This is a genomic window from Cryobacterium sp. N19, from assembly GCF_002929595.1.
Taxonomy (GTDB): domain Bacteria; phylum Actinomycetota; class Actinomycetes; order Actinomycetales; family Microbacteriaceae; genus Cryobacterium; species Cryobacterium flavum.
On the sequence record NZ_PJJR01000045.1, the window covers coordinates 45,689 to 67,409 of the forward strand.

Genomic DNA, 21,721 nt, shown 5'->3' on the forward strand with positions numbered 1-21,721 from the left:
CGGCTACTCGATTGCGGCGGCGCGTTCGAGCACGAGTTCGCGCACGCGCGCGGCATCCGCTTGCCCGCGCATGGCCTTCATAACGGCCCCGATGACGGCGCCGGCGGCCTGCACCTTGCCGTCACGAATCTTGGCGAGCACGTCGGGCTGGCCGAGCAGTGCGGCGTCGATCGCCGCGATGAGCGCGCCGTCGTCGGAGACCACGGCCAGTCCCCGGCTTTCGACGACCTCGGCCGGGGTTCCTTCGCCGGCGATGACACCTTCGAGCACCTGGCGGGCCAGGCGGTCGGTGAGGCTTCCGGCTTCGACCAGTGCGATGAGCGCGGCGAGCTGCACCGGCGTCACGAGCGAGTCGGCGGCGACGTTGGCCACGTTGGCGAGCCGGGCGATTTCGCCGGTCCACCACTTGCGCGATGCCTGAGCGGATGCCCCGGCGGCGACGGTCGCCTCGACGGCGTCGAGCAGGTCGGAGTTCACGACGTCCTGGAACTCGAGGTTCACAAAACCCCAGGCCGCCTGCAAGCGCTTGCGACGGGCCGCGGGCGGCTCGGGCAGGGTCAGGCGCAGCTCTTCGACCCATTCGCGCGACGGTGCCATCGGCAGCAGGTCGGGCTCCGGAAAGTACCGGTAGTCGTCGGCGTCGCTCTTAGGCCGACCGGCGCTCGTGATTCCGGTGTCCTCGTGCCAGTGCCGGGTCTCCTGCGTAATGGTGCCTCCGCCGGAAAGCACGGCCGCCTGACGCTGGATTTCGTAGCGCACCGCGCGCTCGACGCTTCTCAGGGAGTTGACGTTCTTGGTCTCGGTGCGGGTGCCGAGCACGTTCGACCCGCGCGGGCGCAGGGAGACGTTGGCGTCGCAACGCACGTTGCCCTCTTCCATGCGAGCGTTGGAGACGCCGAGCGCCTTGGCGATCTCGCGAATGGCGGCGACGTAGGTCTTGCCGATCTCGGGGGCGTCGTGTTCGGCGCCCTCGATCATCTGGGTGACGATCTCGACCAGTGGCACACCGCCACGGTTATAGTCGACGAGCGAGTAGTCGGCGCCCTGGATGCGTCCGGTCGCGCCACCCATGTGGGTGAGCTTGCCGGCGTCGTCTTCCATGTGCGCACGTTCGATCTCGACGGTGACCAGGCGGCCGCTCTCGAGTTCGATCGTGATCGATCCGTCGTGGCAGATCGGGTCGTCGTACTGGCTGGTCTGAAAGTTCTTCGCCGTGTCGGGGTAGAAGTAGTTCTTGCGGGCGAACCGCGAGTGTTCGGCGATCTCACACCCCAAAGCCAGCCCCAAACGGATGCTGGATTCCAGCGCCTTCTTGTTCACCTGCGGCAGTCCGCCGGGCAGGCCGAGGCAGGTCGGGCAGGTGTTCGTGTTGGCGCCGGAGCCGAACTCGTTGGCGCAGCCGCAGAACATCTTGGTCTTGGTGTTGAGTTCGACGTGCACCTCGAAGCCGAGCACCGGCTCGAACAGTTCGAGTGCCTTATCGAAGTCCATCAATTCAGCCTTCATCAGACGGCTCCCTCTTCGCTGGCAAACATTTCGGTCGGGGTCAGGGCTGGAGCCTGGCTGAGCATGGTGTGCCCCCAGCTCGCTTCGAGCAGCTGCTCGATCGCGGCGCCGACGGTGTAGAGGCGGGCATCCGCTTTGGCGGGGGCCATGATCTGCAGGCCGACGGGCAGGCCGTCTTCGGGCGCGAGCCCGATCGGGATGCTCATTCCGGGCACACCAGCCAGGTTCGCCGGGATGGTGGTCACGTCGTTGATGTACATAGCCATCGGATCGGCGAGCTTCTCACCAAACTTGAACGCCGTGGTTGGGGCGCTCGGCGACATCAGAACGTCGACCTGGCCGAACGCGGCGGCGAAGTCACGCTGAATGAGCGTGCGCACCTTCTGCGCGCTGCCGTAGTACGCGTCGTAGTAACCGGCGCTCAGGGCGTAGGTGCCGAGGATGATACGGCGCTTGACTTCGGGACCGAAACCGGCCTCTCGGGTGGCGCTCATCACGTGCTCGCTCGTGAGCGAACCGCTTTCCGGGTTGACGCGGATGCCGAATCGCACCGAGTCGAAGCGGGCCAGGTTACTCGACGCTTCGGCGGGCAGAATCAGGTAATACGCCGCGACGGCATACTCGAAGTTCGGTGCGGAGACCTCGATGATCTCGGCGCCAGCGGCGACGAGCAGCGCGAGGGTTTCGTTGAAGCGCTGGGTGACGCCAGCCTGGAATCCGTCGCCGGAGAGTTCCTTGATGACGCCGATGCGCACGCCCGTGAGGGCGCCGTCCTTGAGACCGTCGCGCGCGGCGGCGGCCATCGACGGCCAGCTGTCGGTCAGCGAGGTGGAGTCGAGGGGGTCGTGGCCGCCGATGACGTCATGCAGCAGGGCAGCGTCATAGACCGTGCGGGAGACCGGTCCGACCTGGTCGAGGCTGGAGGCCAGGGCGATCGCCCCGTAGCGGGAGACTCCGCCGTAGGTGGGCTTGACGCCGACCGAGCCGGTGACGGCGGCGGGCTGGCGGATGGATCCGCCGGTGTCGCTGCCGAGGGCGAGCGGCGCCTGGAAAGAAGCGACGGCCGCGGCCGAGCCGCCACCGGAGCCACCGGGGATACGGTCGCGGTCCCAGGGGTTGCGAGTAATTCCGTAGGCGGAGTGTTCGGTGGAGGACCCCATGGCAAATTCGTCCATGTTGGTCTTGCCGAGCGGCACGAGGCCGGCCGCACGCAGTCGGGCAACGACGGTCGCGTCGTAGGGCGGAACCCAGCCTTCAAGAATTTTCGACCCGGCGGTGGTGGGCATGTCTTGGGTGGCCAGCACGTCTTTGATCGCGATCGGAACCCCGGCGAGCGGGTTCAGCACCTCGCCGGCAGCGCGGCGGGCGTCAATCTGGGCGGCGGTCGCCAGGGCGGCCTCGCCCGCCACGTGCAGAAAGGCGTGCAGGTCGGTGTCGACGGCCGTGATGTGGTCGAGGTGCGCGCTGGTCGCTTCGACGGCGCTGACCTGCTTGCTGACCAGCAGCTCGCTGAGCGCTGCGGCGGAGAGCTTGGTGAGATAGGTCATGGTTACTCCTCGTCCAGAATGGCGGGCACGCGGAATTTGTCACCGGCGCGGTCGGGGGCGCCGGACAGGGCCTGCTCGACGGTCAGTGATGGCACGACGACGTCTTCACGGTAGACGTTGGTCAGCGGCATCGGGTGGCTCGTGGCCGGGGTGTCAGCGGTGGCTACCTCAGAGACCTTGGCAATCGAGTCGACGATCTGGCCGAGGTCGTGGGTGAGATTGGTGATCTCGAGGGGGCTGAGGTCGATCCGAGCAAGGTATGCCAAATGGGCAACCTGCTCAGCCGTGATTTCCGACATGGAACTCCGATACGCATTGGGGTGGATACCCCAATCCTATTCGCCAGCCGCCGCGAGCCCGATCCGCCGACCGCACCAGGTGCGCACCCGCGCCCCTGGCGTCCGTGTCCGTTGCCTGGACCGGCACCGGCACCGGTGGGCCATTCGCTTTGATCCTGTGAAGCCTGGCATCGCCAACGAGGAGAAAAAAGTCTCCTGGAGCCAGAATTTCAGCGGGAACTAACCGCGTAGGAGCACACTTTAGATATGAGAGCACTTGTTGTTGAGCAGAACCTGGGTGGTTCCGTGCTTTCGATGCGCGATCTGCCGAGCCCTGAACCGGGCCCGCGTCAGGTGAAGATCCGTGTGCGGACTGCGTCGTTGAATCGTGCCGACCTTGCCCAGCGCGCCGGAACCCACCAACCGGTCAGCCCGGGCAGCGCACCGGTCGTTGTGGGGCTGGATGCCGCGGGCGATGTCGTCACGGTGGGATGCGAGGTCAAGGGAGTACAGTTCGGGGACCGTGTCATGGCCACCGTCAGCGGCGGTTTGAGCGAGGAAATCGTTGTCGACGCTGCGCTGGTCGTACCGATTCCGCGGGCGTGGTCCTACGCGGAGGGTGCCGCTGCCATCCTCGGGTTGATGACCGAGCACAACGCGCTCCGCACCGCGGGTGGCCTCAGGCCGGGCGAAACGGTGCTGATTCATGCGGCTGCCTCATCGGTGCGTCTTCAGTACGTACAGTTGGCAAAATACCTGGGCGCTGGAGCGGTTATCGCAACCGTTCGCACGGACCGGGCAACTGACCTGCTCCGTTCCCAGGGTGCCGATCACGTGGTCGACGTTAACGAGGCCGGTTTCGCTGATCGGGTTTTGGAACTGACGGATGGCCGCGGGGTCGACGTCATCATCGACCATGTTGGTGGCCCGTATCTTGCGGACAATATTCGCTGCGCCGCACTCCTGGGACGCCTGGTCGGTGTGGGGCGCCTCGGCGGTGCCCACGGTGTTCTTGATTTGGAAGCACTGGCGTTTAAACGATTGAGCATCATTGGGGTCACCTTTCGCACCCGCGACGCTGCGGAAAAAAAGCCGAGATCGTCGCCGCGCTGCGCGCCGAGGTCGACCCGGCTTTCGAAGCACTACGCCCATCGATTGATCGGATTCTGCCCTGGACCGAAGTCCAACAAGCGCAGGACCTGATGGCCGGGAACTCCCACCTGGGCAAGATCGTTCTGAGTCTTGAGACTACGTAAGCCAGACCGTCTGGATATGCACACGACGCAAGGAACCGCATGCGCGAAACCGACTTCTTTAACGGCGTTCGGGTACCCGTCATTGGGCAGGGAACCTGGCATCTCGGTGAAGACCCCGCGAAGCGAAAGACCGAGGTGGCGGCCCTGGGCGCCGGGATCGACGCCGGCCTGACCGTGATCGACACCGCCGAAATGTATGGCGACGGTGCCTCGGAAGAACTCGTCGGCGAGGCCATTCGAGGGCGACGCGATGAGGTCGTGCTGGTCAGCAAGGTCTACCCACATAATGCGAGCCGCAGCGGTGTCGTCGCTGCGTGCGAGCGCAGCCTGCGCCGGCTCGGAACCGATCGACTCGATGTCTACTTACTGCATTGGTCCGGCAGTATTCCACTCTCCGAGACCGTCGACGGGTTCGAACACCTCCGTGCCGCTGGCAAGATTCGGAGTTGGGGGTTATCGAATTTCGACCTGGATGATCTGGAGCCAGTACCCGAGGGATGTGCCACCAACCAGGTGCTCTACAACCTCGGCAGTCGGGGCATCGAGTTCGATCTGCTGCTTTGGCAGCAACACCAGCGTATGCCGCTTATGGCCTATTCGCCGCTCGGGCAGGGACCGTCCCTGTTGGAACATCCGCTGCTGGCCGAACTGGGAAGATGGCACGGGGTGACTGCTGCCCAGATCGCCCTGGCCTGGGTTATCCGGCAACCGGGCATCATCGCGATCCCCAAGGCTTCGTCTCTCGAGCACGTGCGCCAGAATGTCGGCGCGGGCGCGGTGGTTCTCGATGCTGAAGATTGTCTGGCTCTCGATAACGCATTTCCGGTGCCTCGCGGAAAGCAACCGCTCGATATTCTGTGACGGCGTCCGCTCGTTCCTGAAGCGCACTCCGGTCAGGTCGGGTTCTCTGAATTTGGTCACCGTCCGGACAGCCACCTCCACGAGGTGCGCAGTGGCAGATCATGTCCGATCGTGATAAAACTGAGGCATGCTCATTTTCCGCACAGTCTAGAACTGTCGGGACATTCATCCATTCAATACCTCCGAAAGTGAAGACGGATCTTCCGCAGCCACATTCAAAAAAGTCAAGGAGTGAAAAGAAATGAAGGCAGTCGTTTACAAGGGCCCAAATGAAGTCAGTGTTGAAGACGTTCCGGACGCCAAGATCGAACGTCCCACTGATGTTTTGGTTCGCATTACGGCAACAAATATCTGCGGTTCAGATTTGCACATGTACGAGGGGCGTACCGATTTCGAGGTGGGACGCACGTTTGGCCACGAAAATATGGGCGAGGTCATCGAGATCGGTAACGGCGTCGACGCCGTCAAGATCGGCGATCGGGTCGTGCTGCCGTTCAATATTTCCTGCGGGTTTTGCAAGAATTGCGAACGCGGTTTCACCAACTATTGCATGACCACTCAACCGGACCCGGTCGGCGCGGGCGCCGCTTACGGCTTCGCGGGAATGGGTCCGTATCCCGGCGGGCAGGCCCAAATGCTGCGTGTGCCCTACGGCGACAATAACTGCCTGCGCTTGGGTGAAGACGCGATAGAAAAGCAAAACGATTACGTGATGCTGTCGGACATCTTTCCGACGGGTTATCACGCTACCGAGATGGCCGGCGTGATCCCCGGTGACACCGTGGTGATCTACGGTGCGGGTCCGGTCGGGCTCATGGCCGCCCTGTCCGCGACGATCAAGGGCGCGAGTAAAGTCTGGGTTGTGGACCGACGCCCGGACCGGCTGGCCCTCGCCGAGCAGATCGGTGCAATCGCCGTTGATGACTCAAAAACGGACCCGGTTCAGTTCGTACTGGACCAGACCAAGGGTAAAGGCGCGGATCGGGGTTGTGAATGCGTGGGCTATCAGGCCCACGATCCACAGGGCACCGAAGATCCCGCTATGACTCTGAATCGGCTGATTCAGTCCGTGCGCATCACCGGGGGCATTGGCGTTGTCGGCGTCTTTCTGCCGGCAGATCCCGGCGGCTTCGACGAGAACGCTAAGCAGGGCAAGCTGGCCATTGACTATGGCCTGCAGTGGCTCAAGGGGCAAAGCATGGGCAGCGGCCAATGCCCGGTGAAGAAATACAACCGGCAATTGCGCGACCTGATTGCCGTGGGCAAGGCCAAGCCATCGTGGATCGTTTCCCACGAGATCCCCCTCAGCAAAGCCGTGGACGCCTACAAGAACTTCGGCGACCGCAATAACGGGTGGACCAAAGTCATCCTCAAGCCCGAGTAGACCACTGTCGAACTAACTCGCCGCGGCGCGTTCACCGCTCGGACTCGAACGTGGAAGGAGTGAACACGAGTTCGTCCAATGATCCAACCGAAAGCGCAACCATCACAGGCACCGACATGGTCGCCGAGTTCGGCGGGGCGGCATTCGCGGGTGCCGCCCCTGATCAGCCGGACGACCCGTTCACCGGGACCCGTTCACCGGGACGGCGCGTTCAGCGGGACGGCGCTTGCCGCCCGAAGCCCCACAGGGTAGCGGCGACAACAACCCCATATGCCAGTGCGGGGCGATGTCGCTGGCCCAGTCTTTGGCGGTCCAGGTGCGGGGGTCGGTCACCCCGAGAACCGTCATCGGCACGTTGCCGCCAATCAGCGCGCCAACCGTGGCCGCCAGTCCGCTCATCACCGGCGCGGGTCGCCAACCGGCAGAGCGGAAGAGTCCGAGCAGTGCACCAACACCCACGCCCACGATCACACCGGTCATCGGCCCGATGCCCGCGATCCGATTTTTTCTCACCACGTCAGATCCGGGGATTGTGAGCTGGGCGACGTCGGCAAGTTTCTCGACGGTGGCCTGCGGAGTGGAGCTGGCCGGTCTGCCTTTGAGCGCCATCCTGAGGTAGCTCACGGCGTTGAGCGCGGTGGTGCCTGCCGCGCCAGCCGCCGCGCCGCCCAGGAACCCACGGAGCAGGCTCATGGTCGACGAACGAGTTCGGCGGAGAAATAGTAATCGCATGTGCTGGGCATGGCACTCCTTCGAAAGAGGCGACAACGCATCGGCCTGATTTCGGCTTACACCGACAGCAGCCGCATTTCAAGAGGACTGGCTGTAGTGGCCCATTACGAACAACGTCGGACGCTCGGTGCGCGGCCGGTGGAATTTCACGCAAAACCAAGGAAACCTGTGCGGCAGCCTACGTGGATGCAGGTGAGGACGCGGGCGCCAACCCGGCCGGCCCCTCCGCGAGCAGGGTACGAAACTCGTCGGCGTCGAGAATGCGGATGCCGAGGGTTTCGGCCTTGCCGAGCTTGGATCCTGCGCCCGGCCCGGCGGCGACGAAGTCAGTGTTCTTCGACACGCTCGACGCGCTCTTGCCGCCGGCGGCGATGATCGCCTCCTGGGCGCCCTCCCGCGTGAAGCCCTCGAGCGAGCCGGTAGCGACGACAGTGAGCCCGGCGAGCACTCCTCCGGCGGCCTCGGCCGCGCCAGGACCTGAATGCCCCAGCGTGGCGAATTGCACGCCGGCCGCGGCCCACTGGGTGATGATTGCGACGTGCCAGTCCACCAGGAACCAGGCGAGCACCGCGTCAGCGATAATGCCGCCGACGCCGTCGACCTCGGCGAGTTCCTCCCGGCTGGCCGCGCGAATGGCGTCGAGCGAACCGAAATGGTTCGCCAGTGCGCGGGCGGCGACCGGGCCGACGTGACGGATGTTGAGCGATACCAGGATGCGCCAGAGCGGCTTGGTCTTGGCTTTCTCGATCTCGGCGAGCAGTTTGAGGGCACTCGCCGAGGGCTGCAAACCGGTCAGGCCCGCCTTCTTCTCGGCGGGGTTCGGATTGCGCGAGAACGGCATGCGGATTTTTGCGACCCCGTCGTCGTCTTCCTTCGGCAGTCCGGTTTCGGCGTCGCGCACGATCACCTGGATCGGCAGCAGGTCCGCCAGCTTGAGGTCGAACAGGCCCGCCTCGGTGGGCAGCGGCGGGTCGGCCGGCACAATCGGCTGGGTCAGCGCGGAGGCGGCAACCTCGCCGAGAACCTCGATGTCGAGACCGCCGCGACTGCCGATGTGCTCGACCCGGCCGCGTACCTGGGCCGGGCAGCTGCGCGCGTTCGGGCAGCGCAAATCGATATCGCCCTCCTTCGCCGGGGCCAGCGGAGTGCCGCATTCCGGGCAGTTCAGGGGCATGACGAATTCGCGTTCGGTGCCGTCGCGCAGCTCGACGACCGGGCCGAGCACCTCGGGAATGACGTCGCCAGCCTTGCGCAGCACGATCGTGTCGCCGATCAGCACGCCCTTGGCCTTCACGACGTCCTGGTTGTGCAGGGTGGCCTGGCGCACCTCACTGCCGGCCACGAGCACCTTTTCCATCACGGCGAAGGGGGTCGCCCGGCCGGTGCGGCCGACACTGACGATAATGTCGAGCAGTTTCGTGTTGACCTGCTCTGGCGGGTACTTGTAGGCGATCGCCCAGCGTGGGGCCCGATTGGTGGCGCCGAGTTCGGCGTGCAGGGCCAGTTCGTCGATCTTGATGACGATGCCGTCGAGTTCGTGCACCACGCTGCCGCGGTGGGCTCCGTAGTACTCGATGAACTCGGCAGCCTCGGCAACCGACTCGACCACCTTGAAGTAGCTGCTGGTCGGCAGTCCCCACCCGTCGAGCAGGCCGTAGACCTCGGATTGCGTGCTGACGGGCGGGTTCTCCCAGGCGCCGATGCCGTGCACGAGCATGCGCAGCCGCCCCAGGCGGGCCTTCATGAGGCGCAGTTGGTCGGTGTTCTTGCCGGCCGCCTTCTGGCGCAGCGACCCGGCCGCCGCGTTGCGGGCATTCGCGAACACTCGCTCGCCCGCTGCGGACTGTGCGGCATTCAGCTCGTCGAAGGCGGCAGTGGGAAAGAACACCTCGCCACGCACCTCCATCAACGACGGATGCCCGGTGCCGTCCAGGCGAGACGGGATGCCGGGCACGAGGTCTATGTTCTCGGTGACGTCTTCGCCGACGACCCCGTCACCGCGGGTGGCCGCGGAGACGAGCACTCCATCGGCGTAGCGCAGATTGATGGCGAGGCCGTCGATCTTGAGCTCGCACAGATAGTGCACCGCGCGGCCCGAGTTCTCCGCGGCCTTGCGGGCCCAGGCGTCGAACTCGTCGAGGGAGAAGACGTTGTCGAGGCTGAGCATCCGTTCGGCGTGGGTGACCGGGTCGAACAGTGTGACCTCGGCGCGGCCGCCGACGGTCTGAGTGGGGCTGTCTTGGCTCTGCAGCTCGGGGTGCAGCCGCTCCAGCTCGCCGAGGCGCCGCACGAGCAGGTCGTAGTCGGCGTCGGAGATGACGACCGTGTCCTGCCCGTAGTAGGCGTCCCGGGCGGCGAGTACGCGGGTGGTGATGTCGGCAGCCTCGGCGGCTGCGGCGACGAGGTCGTCAGGGGTGGTGTCGGCGACGGACTCAGGCATTGACCGGGACGGGGCTGGCCGAAGCGGTAGGTGCTGAGACGGAACTGCCTGATGAAATCGGTACGGCGCTGACCGTGCGATCGATGGTGCATTGGCCGAGTACCCGGGTGCCGACGTAGACGACGGCGGTCTGCCCGGGGGCGACGCCGGCGAGCGGCTGGTTCGGAATGATGCGCAATTCGACCGTGCCGTCGACGCCGGTGACGGCGGCGGTTGAAACGACCTGGGCTACGGCAGGTTCCGGGTCGGCGTGGGCGCGAATCTGCACATGACAGGCGAATTCCACCTCTGGATGCTCGGGGGCGAGCCCGGCCCAGGTGTACTTGTTGCCGGCGATCTCCTTGATGGCGAGCGCCTCCTTCGGACCGACGACGACCGTGTTGGTGATCGGGCGCACCTCAAGCACGAAGCGCGGCTTGCCGTCGGCGGCCGGAGTGCCAATGGAGAGGCCCTTGCGCTGGCCGACCGTAAACGCGACGGCGCCGTCGTGCTGCCCGAGGGTGTTGCCCTCCCGGTCAAGGATGTCGCCGGTTACCGGGGCGACGCGTTCGCCGAGCCAGCCCTTGGTATCGCCGTCTGGAATAAAGCAGATGTCGTAGGAGTCGGGCTTGTTCGCCACCGAGAAACCGCGTTCGGCGGCTTCTTTCCGCACCTCGGCCTTGGTCGGCGTGGCGCCGAGCGGAAACATGGAGTGGTTAATCTGGTCAGCGGTGAGCACGCCGAGCACGTAGGACTGGTCTTTAGCCCAGGCGGCCGCGCGGTGCAGCTCCTTGTTGCCATCGGCATCCGTCAGAATGCTCGCGTAGTGGCCGGTGCAGACGGCGTCGAAGCCGAGGGCCATGGCCTTTTCGAGCAGGGCGGCGAACTTGATCTTTTCGTTGCAGCGCATGCACGGGTTCGGGGTACGGCCGGCGGCGTATTCGGCGATAAAGTCGTCGACGACGTCGAGCTTGAACCGTTCGGAGAAGTCCCAGACGTAGTAGGGGATGCCCATGATGTTGGCGGCGCGCTGGGCATCCATTGAATCTTCAACGGTGCAACAGCCGCGACTGCCGGTGCGCAACGTGCCCGGCATTCGGCTCAGTGCGAGATGCACGCCGACCACCTCGTGCCCCGCTTCGACCGCGCGCGCGGCTGCGACGGCGGAATCAACACCGCCACTCATTGCTGCTAAAACCTTCACCCAACGAGTGTACGCGGAGTATCTGACACGGCCAAGGTCAGCGCCCGGGCACCCGATCGGCCATTCCGGCCCGGAGCGCCTGGGCGTGCGCGGCCGGCAACGCCGCGAGCAGCGCGTCGACGTCGGCATCGGTCGACGTGTGGCCCAGGGTGATCCGCAGAGCACCGCGGGATTCGATCTCGTTGCGCCCCATCGCCCGCAGCACGTGCGAGGGTTCGGGCACCCCGGCCTGGCAGGCCGACCCGGTCGACACCGACACCCCGGCGGCGTCGAGCAGAAACAGCAGCGAGTCGCCCTCGCAGCCGGCAAAACTGAAGTGCGCGTTACCCGGCAGCCGAATGATCGGGTCGCCATTGAGCACAGCATCGGGTGCGACCCGCGCCACGCCTGCGATCACCCGGTCGCGCAGGGCTGCCAGGCGCGCGGTTTCGCCGCCGGCAGCCGCAGACAGCTCAGCCGACAGAGCGGATGCCGCCACCGCGAACGACACCGCTGCCGCGACATCCTGCGTGCCGCTGCGCACCTTACGCTGCTGTCCGCCACCGTGGATGAGCGGTTCGACGGTGGTGGCGCGACCGAGCACGAGAGCGCCGATACCGACCGGTCCGCCGACCTTGTGCGCCGAGACGCTGAGCGCCGACACCCCGGCGGCGGCCAGCGTGCGAAAGTCCACCGGAATATAGCCGTACGCCGCAACGGCGTCGACGTGCACCGGAATGCCGTGCACCGCGGCGAGCGCCGCCACCTCGGCGACGGGTTCGATGGTGCCGACCTCATTGTTGGCCATGATCACGCTGACCAGCGCAATATCAAACGGGTCCCGGGCAATAGCAGCCTTGAGCGCGGCGAGGTCGACGCGGCCCTGGTCGTCGAGCGGAATCCACTCGATCACGGCACCGTCATGCTCGGCGAGCCACTCGACGGTGTCGAGGGTGGCGTGGTGTTCGCCGCCGGGCACCAGAATGCGCCGGCGCGGGGCGCGCGCCCAGTACAGCCCCTTGATTCCGAGGTTGATGGCCTCGGTGCCGCTGCCGGTGAAAACAACCTCGATCGGGTCGCAGCCGAGGCTGGCGGCCACGATTTCGCGCGACTCTTCGAGCATCCGCTTGGCATTCTGCCCCTGGCTGTGCACCGAAGCGGGGTTACCGACGACACCCATCGCTTCGGCGTAGGCGGCAATAGCGGCGGGGAGCATGGGCGTGGTCGCCGCATGGTCCAAATAGACAACCATGCCCCCTATTTTACGCCCCCAAATTTTACGCACCCCAAATTTACCGTCGAGCGGATGCCGGTGGTCGTCAGCTTCCCGCACACTGATTATTCTTGAACCCATGAGTTCCACCGATCCCCTGCGCAACCTCGGTGTGCGACTAACCAGCGCCGGCGGCGAACTACGGGTGTGGGCCGAACACGCCGACGCCATGGACCTGTGTCTTTTCGACGACACCGACCCGAACTGGATCGTCAAGAGCGTGCCGATGACCAAGGACGTGCACGGCGTGTGGTCCGGCAAATCGCGCACGCTGTCCCCTGGGCGCCGCTACGGTATCCGCGTCTCCGGCCCGGCCAGCTCGAAGAACTCGTTTCACCCGGAGAAAACCCTGATCGAACCGTATTCTCGTGGTCTGGTGCGGGTCGGGGCCGGACTTTGGCAGTCCTCGGTGGTCGATGACTATTTCGACTGGAACGGCGCCACGAAACCGAAAGTCGCCCTCGACCACACGGTGGTCTATGAGGCGCACGTGCGCGGCGTCAGCCGGCTCAATCCGCTGGTGCCGGCCGTCCTGCGCGGCACCTATGCCGGGCTCGCCCACGAATCGACCATCGCCTACCTAAAAGACCTCGGCGTGACCGCGGTCGAGCTGTTGCCGGTGCAGGCGTTCGTGTCGGAGCAGCGTCTCATCAAACAGGGCCTAATCAACTACTGGGGTTACAACACCCTCAACTTTTTTTCGCCGCACGCCGACTACGCCACCCAGGCAGCGCAGTCGGCCGGTCCGGCCGCTGTGCTGCGCGAGTTCAAAGGCATGGTCAAGCTGCTGCACGAGGCCGGGCTCGAAGTCATTTTGGACGTGGTCTACAACCACACGGCCGAGGAGGGTCGCAACGGCCCGGTCACGAGCCTTCGCGGCATCGATAACGCGGCATATTACCGTCAGGACGATTCCGGGGCGTATATCGACGTGACCGGGTGCGGCAACACGGTCAATTTCAGCCACGACGTGCCGAAGCGCCTCGTGCTCGATTCCCTGCGGTACTGGGCCAACGAGGTGCAGGTCGATGGGTTCCGCTTCGACCTGGCCGCTACGCTCGGCCGGGACGCCGGCGTGGTCTACGACCCGCAGCATCCGCTGCTCACCGAGATTCGCGACGACCCGGAGCTGGCGGGTGTGAAACTCATCGCCGAACCGTGGGATGTCGGGCAGGGCGGCTGGCAGACCGGCAATTTTCCGCCCGGGTGGACCGAGTGGAACGACCGCTACCGCGATCGGATGCGCGACTTCTGGCTCTCCGACATGAAGAGTCTGCGTCTGACCGGCTCGGCCGGCAGCGGCATCGGACGCTTTGCGACCCGCGTCGCCGGGTCGTCGAACACTTTTTCGGAAGCGCGCGGCCCGCTCGCCTCGCTCAACTTCATCACCGCGCACGACGGCTTCACCCTCGCCGATCTCACCGCCTACGATACGAAGCACAACCTCGGCAACGGCGAGTCGAACCGTGACGGCACCGACAACAACAGCTCCTACAACCACGGCGTCGAGGGTCCGACCCGCGACGTGGCCATTCTGGCCACCAGGCGGAAGGCCATGCGCAACCTGCTCGGCACACTGCTGCTCTCGGCCGGCATTCCCATGCTCACCGCCGGCGACGAGTTCGGCCGCAGCCAGCGCGGCAACAACAACGCCTACTGCCAGGACAGCGAGCTGACCTGGCTCAACTGGGACTTCGACGACTGGCAGCAGGACCTGCACCGGGTCACCCGCCGCCTTCTGCAGCTGCGCCGGGAAAACCCGGCCCTGCGCCCCGTGCACTTCGGTCGCTTCGGCGAGACGACGCCGAGCGCCAGCCAGCTGGACTGGTACAACATCGCCGGTGAAGCGCTCACCGGGGAGGCCTGGAACTCGCCGACCGAGCGCACCCTGCAGTACATGGCAGCGTCCACCCCCGAACACGAAGCCTTCAACCGTATTTTGCTCGTGGTGAACGCCCGCGAGCAGGACGAGACGGTCACCCTGCCAGCGCACGAGGGAGTGGATGCCTACACACTGCTCTGGGATTCCGGTCACGACGACCTGCGCGACTCGGTGATCGAGCACGCGCCCGGCACTGCCCTGTTCGTGTCCGGTGCGTCGATGCAGCTGATGCGGGCGCACGGCGCGTTCGTTCCGCGCCGCGCACGGCGCGCCTGACCGGCTAGTTCGCGATGGCGACCAGACCCATTTCGGCCGGGCTGATCAGCAGGTCATTGCGGGGAACGACACGCACGGTATACCCAAAGGCTCCGGCCCGGTCGAGCTCGACCGTTCCGGTGAACAGGGTGGCGCCGCCGGTCGATGCTTCTTTCAGCGGTGCCGGTTCGAGCGCCTGAATGGCCACGTCGCGCAGCTCGTCGGTGCCCAGGCTCTTGCCGTAGACGACCTCGACGGTCACGTCCTCTGCCGCCAGTCCGCCGAGCTGCACGTGTGCGCGCAGGTGCAGGTCGTCGCCCACTTCGGGCACCGACGAGACACCGCCCGATTCCACGTGGGTCACCGCGACCTGCGGCCAGGCCGACACGATCCGGCCCTTCCACGCGGCCAGTTCGCGGGCCGCGCGGTAGTTGTTGGCCGACATCAGCCCTTCGTAGTGTCCGGCCGGGCGATACAGCCGCTGCACGTACTCGCTGACCATACGGTCGGCGGACAGTGCCGGCGAGAGGGTGGCGAGGGTGTGCCGAATATTCGAGACCCACCGTTCGGGCACGTCATCGGCGTTCCGTTCGTAGAACGTCGGGGCGACCTGATGCTCGATCAGGTCGTAGAGCGCTTCGGCTTCGAGCCGGTCGCGTTCAGCGGAGTCGCCGGCCGAATCGGCAGACGGAATCGCCCAGCCGTTCTTGCCGTCGTAGTATTCGGGCCACCAGCCGTCGAGGATCGACAGGTTGAGGGCACCGTTGAGGGCAGCCTTCATGCCGCTCGTTCCGCAGGCCTCGAGCGGACGGAGCGGATTGTTGAGCCAAACATCCGTTCCCGGGTACATCAGCTGGGCCATGGCGATGTTGTAGTCGGGCAGAAAAGCGATGCGCGTGCGCAGGGCCGGGTCGGCCGCGAACTGCACGATCTTCTGGATCAGGCGTTTGCCCTCTTCGTCGGCGGGGTGCGACTTGCCGGCGATGACGATCTGAATCGGATGCTCCGAGTGCAGCAGCAGGGCGCGCAAACGTTCAGGGTCGTGCAACATCAGGGTGAGCCGCTTGTAGGTAGGAACACGGCGGGCGAACCCGATGGTCAGCACGTTCGGGTCGAAGACACGATTGATCCAGGTCGGGGGGATGCCGCCCGGGTTCTGGTCCCGCCAGGCGTTCAGCAGTCGGCGGCGGGCATCCTCGACGAATTGCAGGCGCATCTGACCGCGCACCGACCACAGGTCCTGGTCGGAGACATCCGCAGAGGCCCAGTTGGCCGTCGAGGTGTCGCTCGTGCCGAGCTTGGTGTGGGCGAGGCTCTTCAGCGCCGGGTCGGTCCAACTCTGCGCGTGCACGCCATTCGTGATCGACGTGATCGGAACATCCGCTGAATCAAAGCCAGGCCACAGGCCGTTGAACATGCGACGGCTGACCTCGCCGTGCAGGGTCGAGACACCGTTGGCGTGCTGGCCGAGCCGCAACCCCATAATGGCCATGTTGAACACGTCGTTGGAACCGCCATCGTAGCTCTCAGCGCCGAGCGCGAGCAGATCTTCCACATCGACGCCGGGCAGCAGGTCGGTGCCGAAGTAGCGTCGCACGAGCGACCGCTCGAAGCGGTCGATGCCGGCGGCGACCGGAGTGTGGGTGGTGAAAACGGTGCCGGCGCGGGCCACCTGCAGAGCTTCCTGAAAGCTGAGGCCCTCGCCGATCAGGCTGGAGATGCGCTCGAGGCCGAGGAAACCGGCGTGACCCTCGTTGGTGTGGAACACTTCGGGCTCCGGCAGTCCGTGCAGCGAGCTCCACAGCTTCACCGCGCGAGCACCGCCGATGCCCAGCAGCAGTTCCTGCAGCAGGCGGTGTTCGCCGCCGCCGCCATACAGGCGGTCGGTGACCAGGCGCAGGTCGTCGGCGTTCTCCGGAATGTCGGCGTCGAGCAACAGCAAACGCACTCGGCCCACCTTGGCCTGCCAGACCCGGGCATGCAGGGTGCGGTCGTCGGGCAGCGCGAGCGACACCTGTACGGCGGAGCCGTCGGCCCGGCGCAGCACGGCGAGCGGAAGCCCGTCGGGGTCGAGCAGCGGATAGCTTTCCATCTGCCAGCCGTCAGGAGAGATGGCCTGGCTGAAGTAGCCGGCGCGATAGAACAGGCCGACGCCGACCAAAGGCAGGCCAAGGTCCGAAGCGCTCTTTAGGTGGTCACCGGCGAGAATGCCGAGGCCCCCCGAATACTGCGGCAGGGCAGCGGCGATGCCGAACTCCGGTGAGAAGTAGGCGATGGCGGCCGGCTTCTCGCCCTCGAGCCCCTGGTACCAGCGTGGCTGCTCGAGATAGTCGCGCAACCCGTCACGGGTGGCGTTGACCTCGGCGACGTAGTCGTGATCCTGCGCGAGATCGTCGAGGCGACGCGGGGCGACGGCACCGAGCAGCGCGACCGGGTCGGTGCCGATCTCGCGCCAGAGCTCGGGGGCAATGTGCTCGAATAGTTGCCGTGTGGGCTCATGCCACGACCAGCGGAGATTGCCGGCAAGCTCCTCCAGAGCCGCGAGCGGCTCGGGGAGAACGGCACGGACGGTAAATTTACGGATGGCCTTCACGAGGTCAACCTTAGGGGTGCCACGTGTCCAACACGCAACAGTCAAACTTCACCGCGCGCACGCCAGGAGGGCAGAACGCGGAAGCCATTGCCACGCTTTCACGCTACGGTCGTGGTGTGGCCAAGACAGCAGCAAAAAAAACGATCCTGACGACAGCATCGAGCAGCGCCCCCGCGGGCGTGTCTGCGGGCGCGGCTGCGGGAAGCCGCGCCGCCGCATCCGTTGGTCGAATCCCCGTTCTCGACCTGTCTCCCCAGCTGAACGACAACCTCTGGCCGGCCCGCGCCTTCGTGGGCGAAGTGGTACCGTTTGGCGCGACCGCTTTTCGTGAGGGACACGACCTCATCGGCGTCGATCTGCAGCTGACGGCGCCCGACGGCAGCACCACGCGGCATCCGATGGCGTTGCAGGCCGACGGCACCGACCGCTACGGCACCGAGGCCCAACTCGGCGCTGCTGGCCACTGGACCTATCGGGTGCGCGCCTACGCCGACGACTTCGCCACCTGGGAACACAATGCCGCGATCAAGATACCGGCCGGCATTGACGTAGAACTCATGTTCACCATCGGCGGCGAACTCCTCACCCAGGCCGGCGTCGACAAAGCCCGCCCGCTCGCCGCCCGCCGTCTGTTTCAAGCGGCCGCGAAGACCCTCGCCGACACCGGTAAGCCGGCCACCGAGCGTTTTCTCGCCGTGGCAGATGCCGCCCTCCTGCAGGCCATCAGTGCCCACCCCCTCGCCGGACTGGCCTCGCTATCGGCCGAGCGCACGATTATCGTCGAACGGGCCAGAGCCGGGGTCGGCTCCTGGTACGAATTCTTTCCACGCTCGGAGGGCGCCGTGCGGCGCGCCGACGGCAGCTGGAAAAGCGGAACGTTCCGCACCGCAGCCAAGCGACTGCCCGAAGTGGCCGCCATGGGCTTCGACGTGCTCTACCTTCCGCCGATTCACCCGATCGGGCAGGCCTTTCGCAAGGGGCCGAATAATTCGCTCGAGGTCGCCCCCGGCGATCCGGGCTCGCCCTGGGCGATCGGCTCGAAAGACGGCGGCCACGACGCCATCCACCCAGACCTCGGCACGGTAGCCGACTTCACGTTCTTTCTGCAGAAGGCCGCCTCCCTCGGCATCGAGGTCGCCCTCGACTTTGCGCTGCAGGCTTCCCCCGACCATCCCTGGGTCACGGAGCACCCGGAGTGGTTCACGACGCTGCCCGACGGCAGCATCGCCTACGCCGAAAACCCGCCGAAAAAATATCAGGATATCTACCCGATCAATTTCGACAGTGATCCGGACGGCATCCGCGCCGAGGCGCTGCGCCTGCTGCGTTACTGGATCAGCCTCGGCGTGCGTATCTTTCGGGTGGACAACCCGCACACCAAACCGCTCGACTTCTGGGAATGGCTGCTCGCCGAAGTCAACCAGGCCGACCCCGACGTGGTGTTTCTGGCCGAAGCGTTCACTCGCCCGGCCCTCATGCAGGCGCTCGGCAAGGTCGGCTTCCAGCAGTCGTACACCTACTTCACCTGGCGCAACACGAAGATCGAGCTCGAGGAGTTCTTCGACGGCCTCGCCACCGACACCCCCGACTTTCTGCGCCCGAACCTGTTCGTGAACACCCCCGATATTCTCACCGAATACCTGCAATTTGGCGGGCCGGCCGCCTTCAAGATTCGAGCGGCACTGGCCGCGACGGCGGCGCCGAGCTGGGGGGTCTACGCCGGTTTCGATCTGTTCGAGAACGTCGCACGGCCGGGCGCCGAAGAGAGCATCGACAACGAGAAGTACGAGTACCGGCCGCGTGACTGGAGCAAGGCCGAGGAGCTCGGTCAGTCCCTTGCGCCGTACCTCACGCTGCTGAACCGCATCCGCTCCGAGCATCCGGCGCTCGGCCAACTGCGCAACCTCGACATCCACTCGAGCGACGACGATTCGATCCTCGTCTACAGCAAGTACCTCGACGCGGCGTTCACCGGCACCGGCCAAGCGGATGCCCTCCTCATCGTCGCCAACGTCGACCCGCACTCGGTGCGCCAGACCGTGGTGCACCTCGACGTGACCCGGTTCGGCATTGCGCGCGGCGACACCTTCGACGTGCACGACCTCGTCTCGGGTGCCACCTGGACCTGGTCGGCCGATAACTTCGTGCGGCTCGATGCTTTCACCGAACCGGTGCACATTCTGCACGTCACTCCCCACGATCCTGGCCAGGGCCGCGCATGAGCGACGGCAAGAAGAAACACAAGAAGAAGAACAAGTCCACGGACAAGAAGGGTCAGGGAAAGAAAATCGACGCTAAGAAGGCTCAGTTCCCGAAGACACCGTCTGTGAAAAAGCACGTCGCCCCGCCCGAGCCGGCTGCGATCGACGATCACATCCTGGAGACCGTCGCCGCCGGCAGCTACTACAACCCCCACGAAATTCTCGGCCAGCACCTCGCCCACCAGACTGGCGTCTCCGACCCGCTCGTGATCATTCGCGCCCTACGCCCGCTTGCAACCGAGGTCTTCGCCATTCTCGCCAACGGCTCCCACGTGGAGCTGGCGCACCTCGCGCACGGCATCTGGCAGGGCGAAAGCACCCTCGGACTCAGCGACTACACGATCGAGGCCCGCTACGAGGACGCCCCCACCTGGATCTGCGATGACCCGTACCGATTCATCCCGACCCTCGGCGAGCTGGACCTGCACCTCATCGGTGAAGGCCGCCACGAGCGCCTCTGGGACGTTTTGGGCGCCCACCACCGTCAGCACCAGGGCATCACGGCGTCATCGACCGGCACTTCGTTCGCGGTGTGGGCGCCGCACGCCCGCGCCGCACGGGTGATCGGCGACTTCAACGGGTGGAACGGCGTGACCCACGCCATGCGCAACATGGGAAGTACCGGCGTCTGGGAGCTGTTCATTCCGGGCCTCGAACTCGGCACCAACTACAAGTTTCAGCTGCTCGCGCAGTCCGGCGCCTGGGTGGAAAAGGCCGACCCGATGGCCCGTCTCGCCGAGGTACCACCGCAGACCGCGTCGGTCGTCACAGAGTCCCACTACGAGTGGGCGGATGACGCCTGGCTCTTCAATCGCAAGGCCAACGATCCGCACAACCAGGCCATGAGCGTCTACGAGATGCACGTCGGCTCTTGGCGCCCCGGCCTCGGCTACCGAGACCTGGCCGATGAGCTCGTCGGTTACCTGCAGGAACTGAGCTTCACGCACGTGGAATTCATGCCCCTGGCGGAGCATCCGTTTGGCGGTTCCTGGGGCTACCAGGTCAGCGGCTATTACGCACCGACCAGCCGGTTCGGCTCCCCCGACGACCTGCGCTACCTGATCGACCAGCTGCACCAGGCCGGCATCGGCGTGATCATGGACTGGGTGCCCGGTCACTTTCCCAAGGACGACTTCGCCCTGGCCCGGTTCGACGGCCAGGCCCTGTACGAGCACCCCGACCCGCGTCGCGGTGAGCAGCTGGACTGGGGCACCTACATTTTCGACTTCGGGCAGATGCAGGTGCGCAACTTCCTCGTCGCCAACGCGCTGTACTGGCTCGAAGAATTCCACATCGACGCCCTGCGCGTCGACGCCGTCGCCTCCATGCTCTACCTCGACTATTCGCGCGAAGACGGCCAGTGGGAGCCGAACCAGTACGGCGGCAACGAGAACCTTGAGGCGATCAGCCTGCTGCAGGAGATCACCGCGACGGCGTACAAGCGCAATCCGGGCACGATCATGATCGCCGAGGAATCCACCAACTGGGGCGGAGTGACGGCGCCGACCAGCGGTGGCGGCCTCGGTTTCGGGTTCAAGTGGAACATGGGCTGGATGCACGACTCGCTCGAGTACATGCAGGTCGACCCGATGTACCGCTCATACCATCACAACGACATCACGTTCTCGTTCATCTACGCCTTTAGCGAGAACTTCCTGCTGCCGATCAGCCACGACGAGGTCGTGCACGGCAAGGGCGCCCTGGTCTCCAAGATGCCCGGTGACTCCTGGCAGCAACTCGCCAATGTGCGCGCCTACCTCGCGTTCATGTGGGCGCACCCCGGCAAGCAGCTATTGTTCATGGGCAGCGAGTTCGGTCAGCGTTCGGAGTGGAGCGAAGAGCGCGGATTGGACTGGTGGATGCTCGACCAGCCGGCACACCGCGGCCTGTTCAATCTCGTCGGCCAGCTCAACCGGGTCTACCGCGACAACGCGAGCCTATGGAGCCGGGACAACGACCCGGGCGGCTTCGAACTGCTCGACGGCGGCGCTGCCAGCCAGAACGTCGTGTCGTTTCTGCGCTGGGACAACCACGGCGTTCCGGTCGCGTGCTTCTTCAACTTCGCCGGCCAGCCGCACACCGACTACCGGGTCGGCCTTCCGTTCGCCGGGCAGTGGGAGGAAATCCTCAACACGGATGCCGGCGACTTCGGCGGCTCCGGTGTGGGAAATCAGGGCAGTGTGGAGGCGTATAACGAGCCCTGGGCCGGTCGCCCGGCCTCGGCGACCGTGACCCTGCCGCCTCTGGCCGGTCTCTGGTTGCGCCTCCGCCGCTAACTATCCCGCGAGAGC

15 protein-coding genes are annotated in these 21,721 nt (G+C 65.6%); 7 read left to right on the forward strand and 8 right to left on the reverse strand.

Annotated elements, in window-relative coordinates:
* Nucleotides 1-3 precede the first annotated feature (3 nt).
* Genes gatB through gatC form a run of 3 tightly spaced genes read right to left on the reverse strand, consistent with a single transcriptional unit; the run spans nucleotide 4 to nucleotide 3,352 of the window.
* Entirely contained in the window at nucleotides 4-1,509 is a 1,506-nt protein-coding gene (gatB, locus tag CXY78_RS04190; protein WP_199181884.1) for an Asp-tRNA(Asn)/Glu-tRNA(Gln) amidotransferase subunit GatB, read from the reverse strand.
* Entirely contained in the window at nucleotides 1,506-3,053 is a 1,548-nt protein-coding gene (gene gatA / locus CXY78_RS04195; RefSeq protein ID WP_092341156.1) for an Asp-tRNA(Asn)/Glu-tRNA(Gln) amidotransferase subunit GatA, read from the reverse strand. The genes gatB and gatA overlap by 4 nt, the downstream gene beginning before the upstream one ends.
* A 2-nt stretch (nucleotides 3,054-3,055) precedes the next feature.
* A complete protein-coding gene (gene gatC / locus CXY78_RS04200; protein ID WP_092341157.1) occupies nucleotides 3,056-3,352 on the reverse strand; it encodes an Asp-tRNA(Asn)/Glu-tRNA(Gln) amidotransferase subunit GatC in 297 nt (98 codons plus the stop codon).
* A 246-nt stretch (nucleotides 3,353-3,598) separates the two neighbouring features.
* Here gatC and CXY78_RS04205 point away from each other — a divergent pair, with 246 nt between their 5' ends.
* From CXY78_RS04205 to CXY78_RS04215, 4 genes are all read left to right on the forward strand, one after another.
* Entirely contained in the window at nucleotides 3,599-4,534 is a 936-nt protein-coding gene (locus CXY78_RS04205) for a zinc-binding dehydrogenase (protein ID WP_198412700.1), read from the forward strand.
* Nucleotides 4,498-4,587, forward strand: a complete 90-nt coding sequence (locus CXY78_RS22055; RefSeq protein ID WP_369827247.1) for a hypothetical protein — start codon at nucleotides 4,498-4,500, stop codon at nucleotides 4,585-4,587. Before CXY78_RS04205 ends, CXY78_RS22055 begins: the two co-directional genes overlap by 37 nt.
* A gap of 39 nt (nucleotides 4,588-4,626) precedes the next feature.
* Nucleotides 4,627-5,448, forward strand: a complete 822-nt coding sequence (locus CXY78_RS04210; protein ID WP_104088216.1) for an aldo/keto reductase — start codon at nucleotides 4,627-4,629, stop codon at nucleotides 5,446-5,448.
* 241 nt (nucleotides 5,449-5,689) lie between these two features.
* Entirely contained in the window at nucleotides 5,690-6,832 is a 1,143-nt protein-coding gene (locus tag CXY78_RS04215) for a glutathione-independent formaldehyde dehydrogenase (RefSeq protein WP_104088217.1), read from the forward strand.
* Nucleotides 6,833-7,012: 180 nt separating this feature from the next.
* Here CXY78_RS04215 and CXY78_RS04220 read toward each other — a convergent pair whose 3' ends face one another.
* The 4 genes from CXY78_RS04220 to CXY78_RS04235 form a co-directional block, all read right to left on the reverse strand.
* Nucleotides 7,013-7,525 (reverse strand): hypothetical protein, encoded by a 513-nt coding sequence (locus tag CXY78_RS04220; protein ID WP_199181880.1) that lies wholly within the window; start codon nucleotides 7,523-7,525, stop codon nucleotides 7,013-7,015.
* A gap of 217 nt (nucleotides 7,526-7,742) precedes the next feature.
* Entirely contained in the window at nucleotides 7,743-10,004 is a 2,262-nt protein-coding gene (ligA, locus tag CXY78_RS04225; protein WP_104088219.1) for an NAD-dependent DNA ligase LigA, read from the reverse strand.
* Nucleotides 9,997-11,187, reverse strand: a complete 1,191-nt coding sequence (gene mnmA / locus CXY78_RS04230) for a tRNA 2-thiouridine(34) synthase MnmA (protein ID WP_194088293.1) — start codon at nucleotides 11,185-11,187, stop codon at nucleotides 9,997-9,999. The genes ligA and mnmA overlap by 8 nt, the downstream gene beginning before the upstream one ends.
* A 37-nt stretch (nucleotides 11,188-11,224) precedes the next feature.
* A complete protein-coding gene (locus tag CXY78_RS04235; protein WP_092341162.1) occupies nucleotides 11,225-12,418 on the reverse strand; it encodes a cysteine desulfurase family protein in 1,194 nt (397 codons plus the stop codon).
* Nucleotides 12,419-12,518: 100 nt separating this feature from the next.
* Between CXY78_RS04235 and glgX the strand changes: the two genes are divergently transcribed.
* Complete coding sequence (gene glgX / locus CXY78_RS04240; protein ID WP_092341163.1) at nucleotides 12,519-14,597, forward strand: glycogen debranching protein GlgX; 2,079 nt, start codon at nucleotides 12,519-12,521, stop codon at nucleotides 14,595-14,597.
* Between the two features lie 4 nt (nucleotides 14,598-14,601).
* On the opposite strand, the gene glgP is transcribed toward glgX, so the two are convergent.
* Entirely contained in the window at nucleotides 14,602-17,169 is a 2,568-nt protein-coding gene (gene glgP / locus CXY78_RS04245) for an alpha-glucan family phosphorylase (protein WP_092341164.1), read from the reverse strand.
* Nucleotides 17,170-17,348: 179 nt separating this feature from the next.
* Between glgP and CXY78_RS04250 the strand changes: the two genes are divergently transcribed.
* The gene (locus CXY78_RS04250; protein WP_199182587.1) at nucleotides 17,349-19,391 is read left to right on the forward strand and encodes an alpha-1,4-glucan--maltose-1-phosphate maltosyltransferase; all 2,043 of its coding nucleotides are present in this window, start codon (nucleotides 17,349-17,351) and stop codon (nucleotides 19,389-19,391) included.
* Complete coding sequence (gene glgB / locus CXY78_RS04255) at nucleotides 19,388-21,706, forward strand: 1,4-alpha-glucan branching protein GlgB (RefSeq protein ID WP_104088222.1); 2,319 nt, start codon at nucleotides 19,388-19,390, stop codon at nucleotides 21,704-21,706. Before CXY78_RS04250 ends, glgB begins: the two co-directional genes overlap by 4 nt.
* Nucleotides 21,707-21,721: the final 15 nt, after the last annotated feature.